Consider the following 17970-nt stretch of genomic DNA (forward strand, 5'->3'; position numbering starts at 1 on the left):
CGGCCGCTGTCAGTGCGGCGTGAGAGGCTCGCCGCATGGCGATCACGGTCGAAGAGGTGCGCACCCTGGCCCGGTCCCTGCCGCGTACCGAGGAGGCGCTGGTCAGGGACCGGGTCAAGTTCCGGGTCCGGGGGATCGTCTACCTGGCGTTCTCGCGGGACGAGACGGTCATGGGCTTCGCCTTCCCCAAGGAGGAGCGGGCGGCCCTGGTCGCGGCCGAGCCGCACAAGTTCCTGATGCCGGAGCCGGCGGACGAGCGGTTCAACTGGGTGCAGGTCCGCACGGACGCCGTCGACGCGGCCGAGATGCGTGAACTGGTCGTCGAGGCCTGGCGGATGGTCGTCCCGAAGAAGGTCGTGGCCGAGTACCTGGGGGAGAGCGGCGCGTCGTAGCGCTCAGGCCCGTGCCGCGGGCCGGTGGGTCCAGAGCCAGTGGCCGGAGGCGCCGGTGGCCAGCAGGCCGGGCCCGCCCTGCCCGCCTTGCTGTCTTCGGGGCGTGGTTCGGTAGCAGCCGGATCACGATGTCGCCCTTGTTGGTCGTCAGCGCCGCATACAGCTCTTGCGCCATGACGAAACTTCGATGTAGGGCCCTGTCTGACCGGGCCAGTCCTTCGGTGGTCCGGCGAATCCCCGGGCGATGACACGGAACGCGGGCCGACCTGGACCGAGAGCCGACGCCTTTCGGTCCACACCACTGGCGACCCGTGCTCCGGTGCGCCTCCACCGCGGCCCGCCACTCCTCGATCGCGCACCCGGCCCGAAACCGCCGGGCGGGGTGCTATCCCGGGATGAAGCCGTCGTCGGAGAGCATCGCCCTCACTTCGTCGATCGAGGCGTCGGAAGCGGGGAGAATCAGCTCCGACGGCTCCAGGGCATCGTCCGCCAACGGTGTGCCAAGCCTTCGTACAGCGTCCAGCAGTTCGCCGAGCGCGCGCCGGAATCCCTCGTCGTCCCCGCTCTCGATCTCGTTGAGAAGCTCATCGTCCAGCCGGTTCAGCTCGGTGAAGACGCTGTCCGCCAGCTTCACCTGGCCCTCGCCCTGGATCCTCGCGATCATCGGTGTCTCCCATGTTTTCCGTCGATCTCCGTGGACCGTCCCGCCCCCACTGCCACCGCGTGTCGTGCCGGCCCCTGGTCGTGCCCCCCGTGTGCCGGCCGCTCCTCCGTACGTGGCCGGCGGCGTGGGCCGGGTCAGGGAAGGAGCCGGGCGTGGTGGACGGCGGGGGAGCCGGGTCCGGGTGCGAGTGGGCCCGGCACCGGGGGGCCGGTGACGCTCTTGGTGTCATCGTCGTCGTCCGTGAACGTCGACGTGATCGAGCCCGCGGCCGAGGAGAGCAGGCCGATCACGAGGAACGCCACCAGCAGGCCGCGCCCGCCGCTGCTCAGCACCAGGGGGTGGGTCCCCGACACCGGCCCGCTCGGCGCGGTGGTCGGCTCGTCGCCGAACAGCCGCTTCGGATAGGCGGAGGTGAGCATCAGCAGATACGCCAGGTACCGCATTCGGTAGCGCAGGATCGCCGCGGTGGCCTCGAACAGGGCCTGCGGCATCCGGCCCAGGATCAGGACCACCAGCCAGCTGATGAAGGCGACCGTCCACCAGCCGCTGTACAGCACGGCCTGGATGATCATCGCGGGGATGGCCAGGATGATCCGGAAGAACACCGCGAGCCGGTTGAGCTCACCGGGCCGCAGTTCGACCTGTACCGGGTAGCCCGGGGTCCGGAACGCGAAGGGCGGGTAGCGGTCGTGGGTGAGCAGCAGGTACGCGTTCACCCGGGTCTCGTAGGGGACGTACCCCGACAGGTAGTCGGCGGCGAAGCCCGGTAGCCGACCGAGGAACAGCGCACCGAACCAGCCGATCACGGTGACGAAGAACGCCACCACCGACAGCGCCCAGACCACGATGAACTGCGGGATCAGCAACAGGATCCGCACCAGCACGGTGAGCCGGTTCTGCGGGCCCGGCGGGGACATGTCCAGCACCGGCAGCCACTCGCTGTCCGAGGGAGCGGGCGCGGGGGGAGCCTGCCACATCCGGGCCTCCAGGTCTCGACACCAGGCACGGCGGTACACCGCCGTGTGCTCCGAAGATCGCAGCCGCCCGGCGCCTTCGCGCGCTGCGCTGGGCCGCCCGGGCGACCGCCGTGCGGCGCGGAACGCTGTCGCCCGGGCCGGCCCGCGCCCTCGGGTGCCCCGCCGGGCGCGGCTGATTCGTACACTTCCGATGGTTTGGATGATCGAAATCGCGCTTTGAATGGTCTCATGTCGATCAGGGTCGATCAGTTTCTGGCATCGAGCCTCTCGCCCCGGTGTCGGGAGGAATGATCGCAACGGCGGTCGGCCGTGCCGCTGCTGTGTCATGTCTCGGCCATGCAGTGCTCATGTGTGGGGGTACCCGGTTGCCAGCCATCGACGACCACGACGACCACGACGACCGCTTCTGGGGCCGTGACGGGCAGGACGGCCATCACCGACGTGCCGACCGTTTCGACTTCGACGACCACGCGGACCGTCGCCATGCGGACCGTGTGCACGCGGGCCGCGACCGCGAGGACCGTGAGGACGACGACGGTGCCGAGCACGACGCCCTCGCGGACTTCGACGAGTTCCTCCGGATCTCCGCTGGCCTCACCGGCTTCGACGAGGGGGAACTGCGCGCCACCGGCATGGCCCACGAGCACCACCGCACCCTGCTGGCCCGCCGGGTCCGTGACGAACACGCCCTCGTCCACCTCTGGTACGTCGGCGCCTGGCCCGGCGAACAGCCCTCCTCGCCCCGCGCCTACGACCGGGGCCTGATGTGGCGCACCTTCCAGGGCGCCGCCCCCGGCACCGCCGCGCCCGGACACGGCAGCTGGGCCGAGGCGCCGCAGTACGGCGGCGGCCGATGAGCGCGCGCTGGGACGCCGTCGTGGTCGGCGCGGGCTTCGCCGGCTCGCTGGTCGCCGAGCGGCTCGGAGCGCAGGGCTGGCGCGTCCTCGTCCTGGAGGCCGGGCACCCCGCGCGTCCCGCCGCCGCCACCGCGACGGCCTACCGTGCGGCCGGCGGCGGGACGCCCACCTCCCCGTACCCGCTCAGCGAGGACGCGCCGTCCCCCGACGTGGGCGACCTCGCCGGGCGGCCGGACGGCGGCTTCGACGCGACCGGCTACCTGGTCCAGCACGGACCCCTGCCGTACGCCAGCGGCTACCTGCGGGTCAACGGCGGCACCGGGCTGCTCTGGACCGGACTCGCCCCGCGCATGCACCCCGAGGACTTCCGCACCGGCGACCTCGGTCACGGCCGCAACTGGCCGATCGGCTACCACGACCTCGAACCGTACTACCGCCTGGCCGAGCGGGAGCTGGGCGTGGCCGCCGACGCCGACCAGCAGCGCGAGGCCGTCGGCCTGCCCATCCCGGACGGTTACGCCTTCCCGACCCGCGCCATCCCCGCCAGCTACCTCGACCGGCGGCTGGCCCGCGCGCTGGACGGCCGCACCGTCCGCGACCCCGCCGCCCCCGAGGCGGCGAGCCTCTCCGTCGTCCCCACCCCGCACGCCCGCCACGGCCTGCCGAACCCTCGTGCCGGGGACGTGCCGCACGAACCGGGCTCGCCCTGCGCGGGCAGCGCCAGCTGCGTCCCGATCTGCCCGAGCGGCGCCAAGTACACGCCGCTGCGCACCCAGGCCCGCTGGGCACCGACCGTCGAACTGCGGACCGACGCCGTGGCCGCCCGCGTGCTCGCCGACGGCACCGGCCGGATCACCGGGGTCGACTACCTCTCCGGGGGAGCCACCCACCGGGTCGAGGCCGACCTGGTCGTCCTCGCCGCCCACGCGATCGAGAACGCCCGGCTGCTGCTCCTCTCCGGCCTGGCGAACCGCAGCGACCAGGTCGGCCGGAACCTGATGGACCACCCGGCCCTGCTCACCTGGGGGCTCATGCCGGACCCCGTCGGCCCCTACCGCGGCCCGGGGTCGACCAGCGGGCTGGAGGCGTTCCGCTTCGGGGGCGGCCGCACCCGCCGCGCGCCGTTCCGGGTCGAGATCGGCAACTGGGGCTGGTCCTGGGCCGCCGGTCCGCCGCAGGTCGAGGTGGCCGAGCTGCTGGCCGCCGGAGTACGCGGGAAGGAGCTGAGGGAGCGGCTGGGCGACCGGCTCGGCCGGCAGTTCGCCCTCCAGTTCGAGCTGGAGCAGCCCGCCGACCCGGCCAACCGCGTCACCCTCGACCCGGACCGCCGGGACCGGCTGGGGCTGCCGCGCCCCGCCCTGCACTACGACCTCTCGCCGTACGTGCGGCGTGGCATGGCCTCGGCCCGCGCCGTCTCCGACCAGCTGTTCGCGCTGCTCGGCGCCGAGGACCACACCCGTTACGAGGCCGGGCCGCGCTGGCCCGGCCGGCTCGAACACGAGGGCCGCCCGTACGCCTACCGGGGGGCGGGCCACGCCGGCGGCACGCACCTCATGGGTGATTCGCCGACCGACTCCGTCGTCGACCAGTGGCAGCGCTGCTGGGACCACCCCAACCTCTACGCCGTCGGCTGCGGATCGATGCCCTCGCTCGGCACCTCCAACCCCTCGCTCACCATGGCCGCGCTCGCGCTGCGCAGCGCCGACCGGATCCACCGCGACCTGCTGGCGCTGCACGGACCGGTGACGATCGCCGAACCAGCCGCACCGACGGCGCCTGCCGACCTGCCCGCGCCGGCCGACCTGCCCGTGCCCGCCGACCTGCCCGTGCCCGCCCGACGACCGACGGAGTCCCGATGACCGCACTCCCGCTCCCGCCCGTCCCCGAGCCCTACCACCTGCCGTTCCACTACGGCGCGCTGCACAACATCGGGGTGGACTACCTGGTCGCCCCGGGCCCGTGCCGCGACCTGCTCGCCAAGCGCCACCCCGGCCTGGCCGTCGCCCTCTTCGACGGCATGGCCTGCGTCTCGCTGAACTACCAGCTCTACTTCGCGCAGTACCCGGGCGGCGGCGGGATCACCCAGGAGGTGGAGATCAACGTCATCGCCCACCCCGCGTTCGCCGAGGACCGCCTCCCCGAGCTGAACTACGGCCAGTACGTCCGCGGTTACGACCAGACCAAGCTGCTCGGGATCGCCCGGATGCACGTCCTCTGCGACAACCCGCTCGCCATCGACGCGGGCCGCAGGCTCTACGCCGAGCCGAAGCGGCCGGGCTGGTTCGAGGCGGAGCTGCCCTCGCTCAACGCCGCGTCCGTGCGCGAGCGCTGGTCGGTCTCCTGCCGCCGCGCCGCGCTCGGTCCGGACGGGCTGAGCCGCGAGGACGGCGAACTGTTCGCCGTCGAGGCCGACCTGGTGGGCCTCACGCCCGAGGCGGTCAACAACACGCCGATCACCGGCTACGGCACCGACGAGGAGGGCCGGCTGCTGGCCGGGCCGCTCGACGTCCATGACACCTACCGGTTCTACGCGCTGGACGACCGCACCGCGGAGCGGGTCCGGCTCACCCTCGGCGAGCGGCCGGTAGGCGCTGGCGGGTCCGAGTCGGCCGACGAGGCGGTCGCCGACCTCGACCGCCTGATCGGGACGGCGCCCGCCGCCGGCGTCTGGACCTACCAGTCCCCGCCGGTCGCCGCGCACAACCGGCCCTACTACGTCCGCTGAGCCGCGCCCACGGCCCGCACCTCGCCCCGGAGGCCGGGCGGGCGAACCTGACCGGCTGACTCACCGTCCGGCCACCCCGCCCGCCCCCGGAGCCGCTGTCAGACTCCCTGGATGACGGTCATCTCGGAACAGCAGCCGCGCAGCTTGTCTTGAACGTCCGGCTCGAACGGGCGGGCCCGGTGATCATTCGTCCGGTGTACTTGGGACGGCGGCACGGGTACCGCGTTGAACTGACACCGGATCGTTGCCGCGATCCGGCTCTCACCAGCAAGAACGCCCTCAGGCTCTACATACGATCACCCCTGTGAATGAAACGCATGGCATAGCCCAATGGATGATCCACCTGCTCTGGGAAGACACGGTCAAGAAGCTCGGGGTTGTTGCTCTCATCGTTGTCGGGATCGGCTCCCTCGCCCGGATCGAGCGGGCACGACGAGCAGCGGGGCGCTGATCCGTCCAGGGCGCGACCTCCCGGGCGGAAGTGTGTGGACGGCGATGCCGCGGCACGTCGTCGGCGACGCCGGCCCGGCACCACCCCCCTCCCGCGCGCACCACCCCGGCGGGCCCCTGAGGCAACCGGCCCGTCCCGGCCGGGGCGGCCTTCCTCAGGAGGTGTGGTCGGGCCAGGGGATGTCGGTGGCGACCGGGGCGGTGTAGTCGATGCCGGGCACCGAGAAGCCGTAGAGGCGGCGGACCTCGGCGCGGAACCAGTCGAGGTCGGCCAGGTCGGCGATGGTCGCCGTGGTGGCGCTCTCCCAGCGGGCCGCGACGGAGGCCTGGACGTCGTCGGTCAGTTCGAAGGTGTCCAGGCGGACCCGGCCCTCGTCGTCCAGTGCGAGCGGGGCGGTGCCGGTGAGCTGGTCCCACAGGGCGGCGAGCTGGTGGATCGGCGGGACGAGGCCGCCCCCGAGGACGCCGCGCAGCAGGCCGGTGTAGAGGGCGATGCCGGGGATCGCGGTGGAGGACTGGGTGACGGCGGCGCCGTTGACGGAGGTCACGGCCCGCCCGCCCACCGTCCTGCCGAGCCGCGCGTCGAGGGTGCGGGCGGTGGCCTCCAGGTGGGCCTTGGCCGCGCCGATGGTGCCCTGCCGGTAGATCGCCGCCGTCAGCGACGAGCCGATGTAGGAGAGCGCGGCGGTGCTGAACCCCTCGGCGAGCAGCCCCCGCCCGGCGAGGTGGTCGATCCAGCGTTCCCAGTCGGCGCCGCCCATCACGGCCACGGTCTGTGCCACGTCGTCGCCCTCGGCCGGCCCGGTCTCGACCTCGCGGACCTCGGGCACGCCGTCCTCGTCGAAGACCAGGGTCTTGGTGCGGTTCACCCCGCCGATCGGCTTGAGGACCGAGGCGTAGATGGTGCCGGTCTCCGGGTCGGTACGCCGGGGCGCGGCCACCGAGTAGATCAGGTGGTCCAGTCGGCCGCCGAACCGCTGCTCCACGAGATCGGCGACCTGCTCCTTCATCGCGTCGGAGAACGCGTCACCGTTGAGGAAGACCATCTCCCGCCCGGCGGCGCGGGCCAGGTCGGCGGTGGCGGCGGTGCGGTACCAGCCGGCCGTCGCGGTGCGGCGTGCGGTGGGGGCCTTCTCGAAGGACACACCGATACCGCGGATACCCGCCCGCTTGAGACCGGCGAGCGTGGCCGCCAGACCGTACCCGGCGGAGGAACCGATGACCAGCGCCACCGGCCCGTCGCCCTCCGGCGGAGCGGCCGGGGCGGGGCACGCCTGCCACATGTCGGCCACCAACTGCCCGCACCCGGCCGGGTGGGAGTCGAGAAAGAGGAAACCCCGGTTGCGGGGAGTGAGAACACGCTCGTTCACGATGGCAGTCCTTGGGTCGGCCGTGACAGGAGCGCGGCGGCCGACCGGGCCACCGCGCCCTGCCAGTCTGTTCCAGGTCGCATGCGGGCCGTGGGCCCTGCCAGGAACAATGATCGCGAGACGATCTTGGAGTGTTTCCACCATGTACAGCCGGGCGAGGAGCGGCCCCGACCTGCTGGCCAGGGCCGCCCGGGGGGAGTTCCGCGCTCGCGCCCGGTGGTCCCGGCGGGACCGGGTGGACGTTCTCGGGCAGCGCTCGGTGGACCGGTCAGTCCTGCGACCGGCCGACCGGGAGCGGCTCCTCGCCACCGGACACCGCGGCCTCCGACTCCCACTCGGCGTGGACGCCGCTCTCCCCGCCGGCGGCGGCCGGCTCCTCCTCGGAAGGGTCCGGAGCCCGTGACCAGCGGCCGGCGAGGAGCGTGCCGGCGATCAGCTGGAGCTGGTGGTACACCATCAACGGCATCACCAGCAGCCCGGCCTGCGGTCCGAACAGGACGGTCGCCATCGGCAGGCCGTTCGCCAGGCTCTTCTGTGAGCCGCAGAGGACGGCCGCGATGCCGGACGCCCGGTCGAGCCCCAGCAGGCGGGCGCCGAGCCCGGTGAGGGCGAGGGTGGTGGCGAGCAGGGCGAGCAGCACCGCCAGCAGGCCGAGCAGGGCGGTGGGGGTGGTCGTGCTCCAGATGCCCTGGGCCACCGCCGCGCTGAAGGCGGTGTAGACGACGAGCAGGATCGACCCCCGGTCCACCGGGGTGAGGAGGCGTTTGTGCCTGGTGAGGAACCCGCCGATCCTCGGGCGCAGCGCCTGCCCGAGGAGGAACGGCGCGAGCAGCTGCGCACCGATCCGCAGCAGGCCGTCGGCGGACAGGGCGGTGCGGGCGCCCAGCAACCAGGCGGCCAGCAGCGGCGTGAGGAGCAGGCCGGCGAGGCTGGAGTAGGTGCCCGCGCAGATGGCAGCCGGGACGTTGCCGCGAGCGGCGCCGGTGAGCGCCACCGAGGACTGCACCGTCGACGGGACGAGGCAGAGGAACAGCACGCCGGTCTGCAGCTGCTCGGTGAGTGGACGGGGTGTCAGGGCGGCGGTGGCGAGCCCGAGCAGGGGGAAGAGGACGAAGGTGCAGGCCAGGACCAGGCCGTGCAGCCGGAGGTGGCGCAGCCCGGCCAGCGTCTCGCGGGCGGAGAGCCGGGCCCCGTACAGGAAGAAGAGCAACCCGACCGCGAGGTCGCAGGCCAGCTCGGCCCCCCGGGCGGCCCGACCGGTGGCGGGCAGCAAGGTGGCAAGCAGGACGGTACCCGCCAGCGCCGCCATGTACGGGTCGAGCCCGCGCAGCCGGAGCCCGCGTCGAGCCGGAGCGGGCCCGGGCGGCGCGGCCGCGCCGCCCGGCCCCGCACTCGGGCCCGCTGCCACGGCCTCCGGGCCGTCCGGCCCCGCAGCAGCCCGATCCGGCGGGCCGGGCGGGCCCGACGAACCTGGCTGATCCGGCGTACCCGGCGGGCCGGCACCGGGCCCATGAGCCCGGTGCCGGAGCCCGCCGCTCATTCGTCGCTCCCTGCCGACGAGTCGACCGCGGTGACCGGCGCGATCCCCAGCACCGTGCCCACCAGGGCATTGGCCGGCCCCTGGTCACTGCCCGCCGTGCCCTGTCCGGACTGCAGGTTGCCCGACTTGTCGATCTCCAGGAGCGAGTCGGTGCTCACCAGCGAGTCCGAGTGGGAGTTGTCGATCACGGTGATCAGGCTGCCGCCCGCCACCGCGGGCGAAGCGGCCCCACCGAGCAGAACGCAGGCGCCGAACAGAGCGGCGGCGGCCGAGCGCCACAGGGCCGGAGGCCACAGGGTCCGACGCCTCGGAGATACCTCCCCGGCCGACACCGGTGCGCGATTCGGTGCCGGCCCGCGCGGGACCGAACGGCCCCGCCGCGAGTCGCCCGACGCCGAGCCCCCCGACACCGAGCCGTCCGCCGCCGGGCCGTCCGACGCCGAGCCCCCCGACACCGAGCCGTCCGCCGCCGGGCCGTCCGACGCCGGGCCCGGCCGCGCCCCGCCGCGCGATGCGGACGTCACGCTCCTACCGCCTCGCGCCGGCGCGGGCGGGCGATGTTCCGCTCCAGTAGCTCGGTGGACTCCCGGACCCCGATCTGGGGGCTGTCCTCGGCGGCGGCCGGGAGTCGGCCGTCGGCCACCTTCAGCCCGGCCAGCGCCTCGTCCATCGCGCGGTGCGCCGCGAACAGGCAGGGGGTGCTGTAGATGGCGACGTCGACGCCGAGCTCGCCCAGCTCGGAGAGCGAGAGCCGGGGGGACTTGCCACCGGCGATCTGGTTGAACAGCAGCGGCTTGTCCCCCACGACCTGCCGGATCCGGCGGATCCACTCCTCGCTGCGCACTCCGTCCACCAGGACGATGTCGGCGTCGGTGGCCGCGAGCGCCTCGGCCCGCAGCAGGATGTCACTCTCCTCGGTGGCATCCGTCCGGGCCACCACCACGAGGTCGGTGCGGGCGGCGAGGACCTGGTCGAGCTTCTCCAGGTACTCCTCCAGCGGCAGGACCTGCTTGCCGTCGGCGTGGCCGCAGCGGCGCGGGCGCTTCTGGTCCTCCAGGATGACGCCGGAGGCGCCGATCCGCTCCAGCCTGCGCACCACGTGGCAGGCCACCTCCGGATCGACGTAGCCGTCGTCGATGTCGACCAGGAGGTGGTGCTGCGGGAACGCGCCGCGCAGCCGCTCGACGAAGGCCACCATGTCGGGCCAGGCGATGAACCCGATGTCCGGCAGGCCGTAGTAGGACGCCGCGAAGCCGAAGCCCGAGACGAACATGCCGTTGTAGTGCTCGGCCGCGATCGAGGCCGAGTACATGTCGTAGACGCCGATGAGCGGGGTCGTCCCCTGGGCCGCGACGTCCTCGCGGAGGCGCTGCCCGTAGCCCGGCGCCGTGTCTTCGTGAAGCATTGCCTTCTCCTCACCTGCCGAGGTGGGGCGCGGCGCGGCGGGCGGCGGGACCGGCTGACAGCCGGCTACCGCCCGGGCGCGACGCGCACCGGACTTTGCCTGAACTTGGCCATCACTAGGGCCAAATGAGGCACTCTCACTATGCGGCCTTTAATGTTCCGTGGGCAAATCTTTAAATGAAGTTCCCCCGTGTGAGTGATGCGCAGTCATATCAATCGGAATGGCGTAGGAGAATCCGCCGTGGGCGCGCAGGGCACGCCGGGGCCCGGCCTCCGGATCCCTCCGGGCCGCTCCACGCCCCTGGGGCCGTGTCGGTCCTGACCGCCGGTCAGGCGTCGTCCTCGCCGAGCACGTCGTCCTCGCCGAGCCTCAGCCACCCGCCGACGACGTACCAGTGGCCGCCCGCGCGCAGGTGGTCCACCAGGGCCCGCTGGAGCGGGGTGTCCCGGGGCAGCGACTCCAGCGGCCGGCCGCTGTCGCCGAAGACGTAGCGGAGCGGGTTGTCGTCCGCCGGCTCGCCCGGCGGACGCAGCGGGGTGAACCGTTTCTGGAACCGGACGATGTTGGAGTCCTCCGGCAGGTGGCGGCGGAGCTGAGGGTCCAGCAGCCAGGAGGAGATGAACGCCGTCGCGTACGGCTCGGTGGGGAAGTGCCGGGCGAAGAAGTCGCGGGCCCGGGCCAGCGCACGGTCGCAGGCCTCGGCGGAGAGCGGTCCGCTGTGGTCGGGGATGTGCAACTGCAGGCTCCACGGGCCGAACCCGGCCGCGGCCGCCGATTCGGCGTCCGCCCCGGTGAGCCGCTTGCGCTGGAACTGGAGCCGGCCGAGCTGGTACAGCTCGCCCCGGAAGTGCAGGGTCAGCCAGGAGGGGTTGCCCAGCCCGCCGGGGTGGCCCCGCCAACGGCTCACCACCAGCTGCCGGCCGAGGTCGGCCAGGGTGTTCCTGGTCACCGCCGGGCCGATCCCGAGGGCACGGTGGTACGCCCGGGCGTGCGGGGCGAGGGCGACGAAGAGCAGGGTCAGGAGGTGTCCGTCCGCCTCGAACCCCGCCGGCCGGCTGCCATGGAGACCGGACGGCCGGCCGAGCGTCCCGACCGCCGCCACCTGCTCGCGCAGGGCCTCGTCGAACGCGGCCCGCAGCCCGCCGTCCCGGGCCAGCCGGGTGCGCGCGGCCAGGACGGCGTTCACCTCCTCGAACGGGACGGCGAGTTCGAGCAGCGCCTCGGGCAGCTGCTCCGCGTCCGGCAGCGTGACCGGCTCCAACGCGACCTCCTCAGGGCCCGACGGCGACCCGCCGACCCTATCGGTGCGGTGCGGTGCGGCCGCCGAGTCCGGGGAGGGGCCAAGCGCGGGCCCGGGGCGGGCCGAGGGAGGGCCGGGGCTCAGCGCAGCAGCGCGAACACCACGGCGCAGACACCGCCGAGCGCCGTCCCGGCGAGCACCTGCGCGGTCGTGTGGGCCTTCAGCACCAGCCGCGACCAGCCCACCGCCACCGGCGCGGCCGCCGCGACCGGCAGCGCCGCCGGGCCGAACGCCAGCACCAGGATCATCGCGGTGCCCCCGGCCACGGCGTTGTGCAGGGATATCTGCCACCAGACCGTGACGGCGAGCGCCGACACCAGGCCGGCCAGCATCGCCACGACCAGGGCGGCGACCTCCGCCGGGGCGTCCAGCGCGTACAGCAGGGCCACGCCCGCCACCACCGACAGCAGGCTGGCGGCCATCGGGACGACGCGCTGGCGGCGGACCCGGATGTGTTTGTCGGTCAGCGCGCCGCGCCGCACCCCGAGGGCGATGATGCCGAGCGGCACCGCGCCGCAGAACAGCGCGGCCAGCAGGCCCCAGCCGGCCCCGGACCAGCCCTCGGTGCTGTGCGCGCCGACGAGCAGCAGCAGGGCGATGACCAGATGGGCGGGCGCCAGCGATTCGGTGAGGATCCGCGCGACCCGTTCGCGTGGTGAGGCGGTGGCGAAGGCCGGCGGCTCGGGAGGCAGGAAGACGCTCATCCGGGCAGCTCGGAGGGGGTCGGCGTGGTGGTGGTCCGGTGCATCGCGACAGCCTACCGAGCGGGATCGATGCCATCCGCCCGGCCCCGGCGGGAGGGGCGGCCGGCCCTGCCCGTCCCGGCCGGGGGCCGCCCGTCCCTCCCCGCGAACGCCGGCGCGGGACCAGCCGGTACGGGATCAGCCGGCGCGGGACCAGCCGGTACGGGATCAGCCGGTACGGACCACCGGCCGGCCCGCGCGGCGATCGCGCAGCGCCTGGAGCAGCCGCCTGGTCGCGCGGGTGGCGACCGGGGGCAGCAGGTCCAGCGCCAGGCGCCGCGGGGCCGAGCGGTGCGCCTGGGCCGCGCCCGGCTTGACCGCGTACTTCAGCCGCACCACCCGCGCACCGGCGATGGCGTCCTCGTCCACCGTGTAGCCGCCGGCCCGCCAGTCCCGGCCGAGCAGCACCCGCTGGAGTTCCTCGGCGTCCCCCCAAGTCCCGTAGAACTTCATGGGGGTGAGCAGCACGGGCCGCAGCCCGCCGGTGAACACCGCCTGCCAGACCGCCGCCGAGACGCCCGGGGTGTGCTCCGAGCGGTAGTCGTCGAGCGCGACCAGCCCGTTCTCGCCCAGTGCCGCCCGGGCGACCTCGATGTCCCCGGCCACGTGCTCGTAGAGGTGCGAGGCGTCGATGTGGACGAAGCGGCAACTGCCGTCCGGGATCCGGCGGTCGGCCAGTACCGAGGTGGGGGCCTGCACGATGACCGGCAACCGCGGGTGGAACGTGAGGTAGTTGGCCTCGAAGGCGCTCCTGGTCAGGGTCTTGCGGTAGGACATCGTCATCTCGGCGGCGTTGTCGGCGTCGCCCGCTTCGGAGTCGAACAGGTCGCAGACGGTCAGCTGCTCGCCGGGCCGGAGGTGGTCCCCGAGCAGGACGGCGCTCCGGCCGAGGTAGGTGCCCAGTTCGAGGATGTCGCCGGTGTGCCCGGCCGCGCTCTGTTCGGTGAGGAAGTGGGCGAAGGCCTCCTGGTCGACCTTGAAGAACCAGCCGGGGATGCCGTCGCGCGTCAGCTGCTGCGGGCGGGCGGTTCCGGTGTCGGCAGTGGGCACGGCGGCCTCCAGGGGTGCGGGCAGGGCCCGGCGCGTACGGTTCACCCCGCGGCGGCGCCATGGTGTGAGGCGGATCATCATAGCGACGACACGCCCCAGTTGCGCCAGGCCCGGTACAGGAATCGGCGGACCGTTTCGCACCCTTGTCCGGGGGCCCGAGCACGCCCCGGGCGCCCGCGGGCGGCGGCCCTTCCGAGCCCCTCCCACCGCCCGCCTCAGGACGCCCGGCCGCCCTCCAGGTCGGCGATCGTCCCGGCCAGCCAGGCCCGCTCGGCGGCGCCGGACGCGCGGGCGACCAGCAGCATGCCGCGCCGGAACGGGCTGGACTCCTGCTCGGCCGCGACCGGCCGGCCCTGCGCGTCGTAGAAGAAGCTGCTCGGTGCCTCCAGGAACGCCAGCCGGCGCCGCAGGACCGCGGCCTGCGCGACCGGGTCGGTGAGGCGGTCGAGGAAGGCGGCCACGGTGAAGAAGCGGATCTGGTCGGAGATCTCGGCCTCGGCCGGGTCGGCCAGCCGGCGCTCGAGTTCGGCCCGGCCCGCCGCGGTGAGCTCCAGGACCTGCCGCGGCGCGGCACCGCTGCCGGGCTCGCTGCGGCGCTCCAGCAGTCCGGCCTTCTCCAGACGGGCGATGGCGGGGTAGAGGGCGCCGTCGCTGACCGGCCGGGCGTGGCCGGTCAGGCCGGTGATCCGTGACTTCAACTCGTACCCGTGCAGCGGCTCGTCGTACAGGAAGCCGAGGATCGCGAGGGTGAGCACCGGTGAAGCCCTTCCGTCGTCGCACGCGCCGTTCGGGCGTCATGGTACCTCTTGCCGATATGCCTCTAAACGATGTATCTCTGTTCGAGACACCAAGAGACACCAAGAGACACCAAGAGACACCAAGAGGGCGGCCGAGCGCTGCCGACGGAACCGGGGGGCGACGTGCGAGGACATCTGCCGAGGCTGATCGGATTGGCAGGGCCGGTCTACGCCGGACTCCTGTCCGGGGTGATCGCCTCGGTCATCAGCACGTACTGGGTCGGCGGGCTCGGCGCGCCCGCCGTCGCCGCCGTCACCCTCGCGGGCACCGTAGAGAACCTGCTGCTGGGCCTGGTCCTGGTGGTCGCCTCCGGCACCACCGTCCGGATCTCGCACGCCGTCGGCGCCGGGGACCGCGCGGCGGCCGGCCGGACCGCGCGGGCGGCCTGGCGGCTCTGCGCCCTCGGCAGCCTGCTGCTCGCCGTCCCCGGCTTCCTGCTGCGCCACCCGATCGCGGACGCCTTCCTGGACGGCCCCGCCGCCGGACTCGCCGCGGACTACTTCGCGATCGCCTTCCCCGCCGCCGGACTCTTCTTCGGCCAGCGGGTGGCCGACGAGCTCTTCAAGGGCACCGGCGACACCCGGACGCCGATGCGGCTCGCCCTGCTGACCAACGCCCTGCTGCTCCTCCTCGACCCGCTGCTGATCCTCGGACCCGGACCGTTCCCGGCCCTCGGCGTGAGGGGCGCGGCGCTCGCCCTGACCACCGCGCGCGCCCTCACCTTCGCCGTCACGCTGCTGCTCCGGCGCCGGCGCCGCCGGACCGCGCCCCCGGCGGGCGGGCTCCTGCCGGAGGCCTGCCGGATCGTCTCCGCCGGAGCCTCGTTCGGCCTCGACTTCACCGCCCGGATGGGCGTCGGCACGGTGCAGCTCGCCCTGGTCGCGTCCTTCGGCGTACCGGCGGTCGCCGGCTACGGCGTGGGCTACCGCGTGATGCTGGTCGTGACCATGGCCTTCTACGCCGTACGGCAGGCCGCCGCCATCGAGGCGGCCCGGCTGACCGGCGCGGGCGACACGGCGGGGCTGCGCACCCTGGGCCGTGACACCGCCCGGCTGGCCGGCGCCCTCGGCGCGGGCGCCGCCGTCCTCTGCGCGGCGCTCGCGGTGCCGGTGACCGCGCTCTTCACCCGGGACGACGCGGTCGCCGCCCAGGCCGTCGGCTACCTGCGGATGGCCGGGCTCTACGTACTGCCCTACGCCCTGGTGGTGACCCTCGGCGGCGTGCTCCAGGCCACCGGCGCGGGCCGCCGCCTGGTGACGGCCAGCCTGCTCGGACTCGGCGTCCAACTCGCCGCCGGTGTGGCCCTGTCGGTGCCGCTCGGGGTGAACGGCCTCTGGACCGGCATGGCGGTGGGCGCGCTGACCCAGCTGATCCTGATGCGCCTGCCGGCCCCGAACCGCCGCCGAACCCCCGGCCCGGTGGGCGAGCCCGCCGCGCCGGTCGGCGCGGCCGAGCCCACCGGGCAGACCCCGCTTCGGGCCCCGGTGGAGTGACGCCCACCCCGATGCGCGGGCGAGCAACCGGTCTCCATGGCGCGACGCCGTCCATCGGGTACGTGGAGACCGCCGAAGTCGTCGACAACTCGACGGCGTGAAGCGATCGACGGGCCCGAGGGCACCGACCGGGACGACGTACGCCCTTGCGGGGGAGTGACCGGTTCAGTGCCCCGGCCGCGTCGCCTCCACCACCCCCGCCGCCCGGGCCCGGGTCGGGAGGCGGGTGGCGAGTAGGACGCCGACCGCCGCTGTGGCCGCGAGGACCAGCAGGGCCGGGCCCATGGCGGTCACGAGCGGACGGCCGGCGGTGAGGGTGGTCGCGGCGGCGGTCCCCAGGGCCGGGCCGATGTTCATCACGGTCTGCTGGAGCCCGCCGGCGACGCCCGCGTCCGCCACCGAGGCGTCGCGGACGAGGGCGGCCGTCGCGGTGACCATCACCGCCCCGAACCCGCTGCCCAGCAGGAGGAAGCTGCCGCCGATCGCGACGGCCCCGGAGGACTCGTCGAACCGGGCCGCGAGCAGGGTGCCGAGCGTGAGCAGCAGCATCCCGGCCCCGGCGGTGGCCCGGGCCCCGTGGCGGCGCATCAGCACCGCGGCGGCCGGGGCGGCGGCGACCATCGTGACGGCCAGCGGCAACGCCCGGACGCCGGACTGGAACGGGTCCAGCCCGAGCACGTCCTGGAGGAAGTAGGTGGCCAGGAACAGCGTCCCGAAGAGCGCCGCGGACGCGGTCAGCAGCACCCCGAGCGAGGACGCGACGGTGGGCGAGGCGAACACCCGCGGCGGCAGCAACGGGTGTGCCGCGCGCCGCTGTTGGTGGACGAAGGCGGTGCCGAGCAGGGCCGCGGCGAGCAGGCCGAACACGGTGGCGGCCGGCCGGCCGTCCTCGGGCACCCCGACGAGCGTGTGCACCAGGCAGACCAGCGCCGCCGCGAGCAGGGCGGCGCCCGGCAGGTCGAGCGCGCGCAGGGCGCCGGCGGACCGGTCGGTGGGTGGCTGCGGAATCCGCACGGCCAGCGCGGCGAGCCCGGCCGCGACGGCGGGGAGGACGGTGAGGAAGAAGACCGCCCGCCAGCCCAGTTGGGCGGTCAGCGCCCCGCCGACGACCGGTCCGGCGGCGGCCGCCAGGCCGATCGCGCTGGTGCGCAGGGCGATCGGCATCGCGAGCCGGTCGGCCGGGTAGGCCGCGCGCAGCATGCCCAGGGTGGCGGGCTGCAGCAGCGCGCCCGCCACGCCCTGGGCGACGCGCAGGCCGATCACCCAGCCGATGCCGGGCGCCAGGCCGATCCCGGCCGAGGCGGCGGCGAAGCCCAGCACGCCCACGGCGAAGACGCGTTGGTGGCCGTAGCGGTCACCCAGCCGGCCGGCGAAGACCAGCAGGCTCGCCACCGCGATCAGGTAGGCGGTGCTGGTCCACTGGACGGCGGTGAAGGAGGCGTTGAGGTCGTGCTGCATGGCGGGCCGGGCGACGGTGAGGACGGTGCCGTCCAGGGCCACGATCGAGGCGCCGGTGATGCTCCCGGCGAGGGTGAGGCGCCGGCGCGCGGGCGATTTCACCGTGCCTCCGGGCCCAGGTGGGCGGCCAGGGCGGCGTGCAGCAGTGGCTCGATGTCGTCGCTGCCGGTGGCGAGTTGGAGGCTGCCCCAGGCGCGGAGCTGGGCGAGCCCGTGCAGGTTGGCCCAGAGTGCGGCGGCCGCCGCCGCGGGCTCCGCGCCGCTCGGTGGCCGCACCTCGGCGACCAGGGCGGTGAAGGTCCGGAAGAGCGGGAGGCTGGTCTGCCGCAGGCCGATGCCGCTGCCCTCCAGCAGGTCGTGGCGGAACATCAGCTCGAACATGCCGGGCTGGGCGGCGGCGAAGCCGAGGTAGCCGCGGGCGAGTGCGGCGAGCCGCTCGCGCGGGCCCGGGCCCGCGCCGGCCGTCGCCCGGGTGAGGCCGGCGGCCAGCTCGTCGAAGCCGTGCCGGGCGATGGCGGACAGCAGCTCGACGTGGGTGGCGAAGTAGCGGCGCGGCGCGCCGTGCGAGACGCCGGCCTGGCGGGCGATCTCGCGCAGCGAGAGCGCGTGGACCCCCTGAGCCGTCACCAGTTCGACGCCGGCCGCCACCAGCCGGGCGCGCAGGCCCGAACCCTGATCAGTCATAGACACTGTCTACCAGGAGCGAGTAGACAGTGTCTACTCGCCGTCGCGGGGGTGAGCCGGGCAGA

General features: G+C 74.3%; 18 protein-coding genes and 1 pseudogene. 6 read left to right on the forward strand and 13 right to left on the reverse strand.

Features of this window, described 5'->3' with window-relative positions; translation table 11 throughout:
- Positions 1–35: 35 nt before the first annotated feature.
- Positions 36–392: an MmcQ/YjbR family DNA-binding protein gene (locus tag ACIF6L_RS20340; protein WP_396486224.1), complete on the forward strand. Its 357-nt coding sequence runs from the start codon at positions 36–38 to the stop codon at positions 390–392.
- Between the two features lie 85 nt (positions 393–477).
- Here ACIF6L_RS20340 and ACIF6L_RS20345 read toward each other — a convergent pair.
- From ACIF6L_RS20345 to ACIF6L_RS20355, 3 genes and pseudogenes are all read right to left on the reverse strand, one after another.
- Positions 478–567 (reverse strand): annotated as a pseudogene (locus tag ACIF6L_RS20345) (peptidylprolyl isomerase); the annotation flags it as partial.
- A 210-nt stretch (positions 568–777) separates the two neighbouring features.
- Positions 778–1056, reverse strand: a complete 279-nt coding sequence (locus tag ACIF6L_RS20350) for a hypothetical protein (protein WP_396486223.1) — start codon at positions 1054–1056, stop codon at positions 778–780.
- Positions 1057–1190: 134 nt separating this feature from the next.
- On the reverse strand, positions 1191–2033 hold the full coding sequence (locus tag ACIF6L_RS20355; RefSeq protein WP_396486222.1) for a DUF4389 domain-containing protein: 843 nt from the start codon (positions 2031–2033) through the stop codon (positions 1191–1193).
- Between the two features lie 365 nt (positions 2034–2398).
- Between ACIF6L_RS20355 and ACIF6L_RS20360 the strand changes: the two genes are divergently transcribed.
- The 4 genes from ACIF6L_RS20360 to ACIF6L_RS20375 all read left to right on the forward strand — a co-directional run bounded on the left by ACIF6L_RS20360 (position 2399) and on the right by ACIF6L_RS20375 (position 6066).
- Complete coding sequence (locus ACIF6L_RS20360; protein WP_396486221.1) at positions 2399–2890, forward strand: hypothetical protein; 492 nt, start codon at positions 2399–2401, stop codon at positions 2888–2890.
- The gene (locus tag ACIF6L_RS20365; protein WP_396486220.1) at positions 2887–4749 is read left to right on the forward strand and encodes a GMC family oxidoreductase; all 1863 of its coding nucleotides are present in this window, start codon (positions 2887–2889) and stop codon (positions 4747–4749) included. The genes ACIF6L_RS20360 and ACIF6L_RS20365 overlap by 4 nt, the downstream gene beginning before the upstream one ends.
- The gene (locus ACIF6L_RS20370) at positions 4746–5615 is read left to right on the forward strand and encodes a hypothetical protein (RefSeq protein WP_396486219.1); all 870 of its coding nucleotides are present in this window, start codon (positions 4746–4748) and stop codon (positions 5613–5615) included. The genes ACIF6L_RS20365 and ACIF6L_RS20370 overlap by 4 nt, the downstream gene beginning before the upstream one ends.
- Before the next feature lie 304 nt (positions 5616–5919).
- Positions 5920–6066 (forward strand): hypothetical protein, encoded by a 147-nt coding sequence (locus ACIF6L_RS20375; RefSeq protein WP_396486218.1) that lies wholly within the window; start codon positions 5920–5922, stop codon positions 6064–6066.
- 154 nt (positions 6067–6220) lie between these two features.
- On the opposite strand, the gene fabV is transcribed toward ACIF6L_RS20375, so the two are convergent.
- From fabV to ACIF6L_RS20415, 8 genes are all read right to left on the reverse strand, one after another.
- The gene (gene fabV, locus ACIF6L_RS20380; RefSeq protein ID WP_396486217.1) at positions 6221–7435 is read right to left on the reverse strand and encodes an enoyl-[acyl-carrier-protein] reductase FabV; all 1215 of its coding nucleotides are present in this window, start codon (positions 7433–7435) and stop codon (positions 6221–6223) included.
- A gap of 268 nt (positions 7436–7703) precedes the next feature.
- Positions 7704–8744, reverse strand: coding sequence for a bile acid:sodium symporter family protein (locus ACIF6L_RS20385; protein ID WP_396486730.1), 1041 nt, complete (start codon positions 8742–8744; stop codon positions 7704–7706).
- 227 nt (positions 8745–8971) lie between these two features.
- Positions 8972–9163 (reverse strand): hypothetical protein, encoded by a 192-nt coding sequence (locus ACIF6L_RS20390; protein WP_329485823.1) that lies wholly within the window; start codon positions 9161–9163, stop codon positions 8972–8974.
- Between the two features lie 332 nt (positions 9164–9495).
- Positions 9496–10380, reverse strand: a complete 885-nt coding sequence (locus tag ACIF6L_RS20395; protein WP_396486216.1) for an oxaloacetate decarboxylase — start codon at positions 10378–10380, stop codon at positions 9496–9498.
- Between the two features lie 328 nt (positions 10381–10708).
- Positions 10709–11641, reverse strand: a complete 933-nt coding sequence (locus ACIF6L_RS20400; protein ID WP_396486215.1) for an acyltransferase domain-containing protein — start codon at positions 11639–11641, stop codon at positions 10709–10711.
- Between the two features lie 119 nt (positions 11642–11760).
- On the reverse strand, positions 11761–12384 hold the full coding sequence (locus ACIF6L_RS20405) for a hypothetical protein (RefSeq protein ID WP_396486214.1): 624 nt from the start codon (positions 12382–12384) through the stop codon (positions 11761–11763).
- A 207-nt stretch (positions 12385–12591) separates the two neighbouring features.
- On the reverse strand, positions 12592–13518 hold the full coding sequence (locus ACIF6L_RS20410) for a class I SAM-dependent methyltransferase (protein ID WP_396492551.1): 927 nt from the start codon (positions 13516–13518) through the stop codon (positions 12592–12594).
- Positions 13519–13688: 170 nt separating this feature from the next.
- A complete protein-coding gene (locus ACIF6L_RS20415; RefSeq protein ID WP_380382868.1) occupies positions 13689–14228 on the reverse strand; it encodes a PadR family transcriptional regulator in 540 nt (179 codons plus the stop codon).
- Between the two features lie 195 nt (positions 14229–14423).
- On the opposite strand from ACIF6L_RS20415, the gene ACIF6L_RS20420 reads away from it, so the two are divergent.
- A complete protein-coding gene (locus ACIF6L_RS20420) occupies positions 14424–15764 on the forward strand; it encodes an MATE family efflux transporter (RefSeq protein ID WP_396486212.1) in 1341 nt (446 codons plus the stop codon).
- A gap of 165 nt (positions 15765–15929) precedes the next feature.
- Here ACIF6L_RS20420 and ACIF6L_RS20425 read toward each other — a convergent pair whose 3' ends face one another.
- A complete protein-coding gene (locus ACIF6L_RS20425) occupies positions 15930–17324 on the reverse strand; it encodes an MFS transporter (RefSeq protein ID WP_396486211.1) in 1395 nt (464 codons plus the stop codon).
- Positions 17321–17905, reverse strand: a complete 585-nt coding sequence (locus ACIF6L_RS20430; protein ID WP_396486210.1) for a TetR/AcrR family transcriptional regulator — start codon at positions 17903–17905, stop codon at positions 17321–17323. The genes ACIF6L_RS20425 and ACIF6L_RS20430 overlap by 4 nt, the downstream gene beginning before the upstream one ends.
- Positions 17906–17970 lie beyond the last annotated feature (65 nt).

Source organism: Kitasatospora sp. NPDC086009 (assembly GCF_044540385.1).
Taxonomy (GTDB): Bacteria; Actinomycetota; Actinomycetes; order Streptomycetales; family Streptomycetaceae; genus Kitasatospora.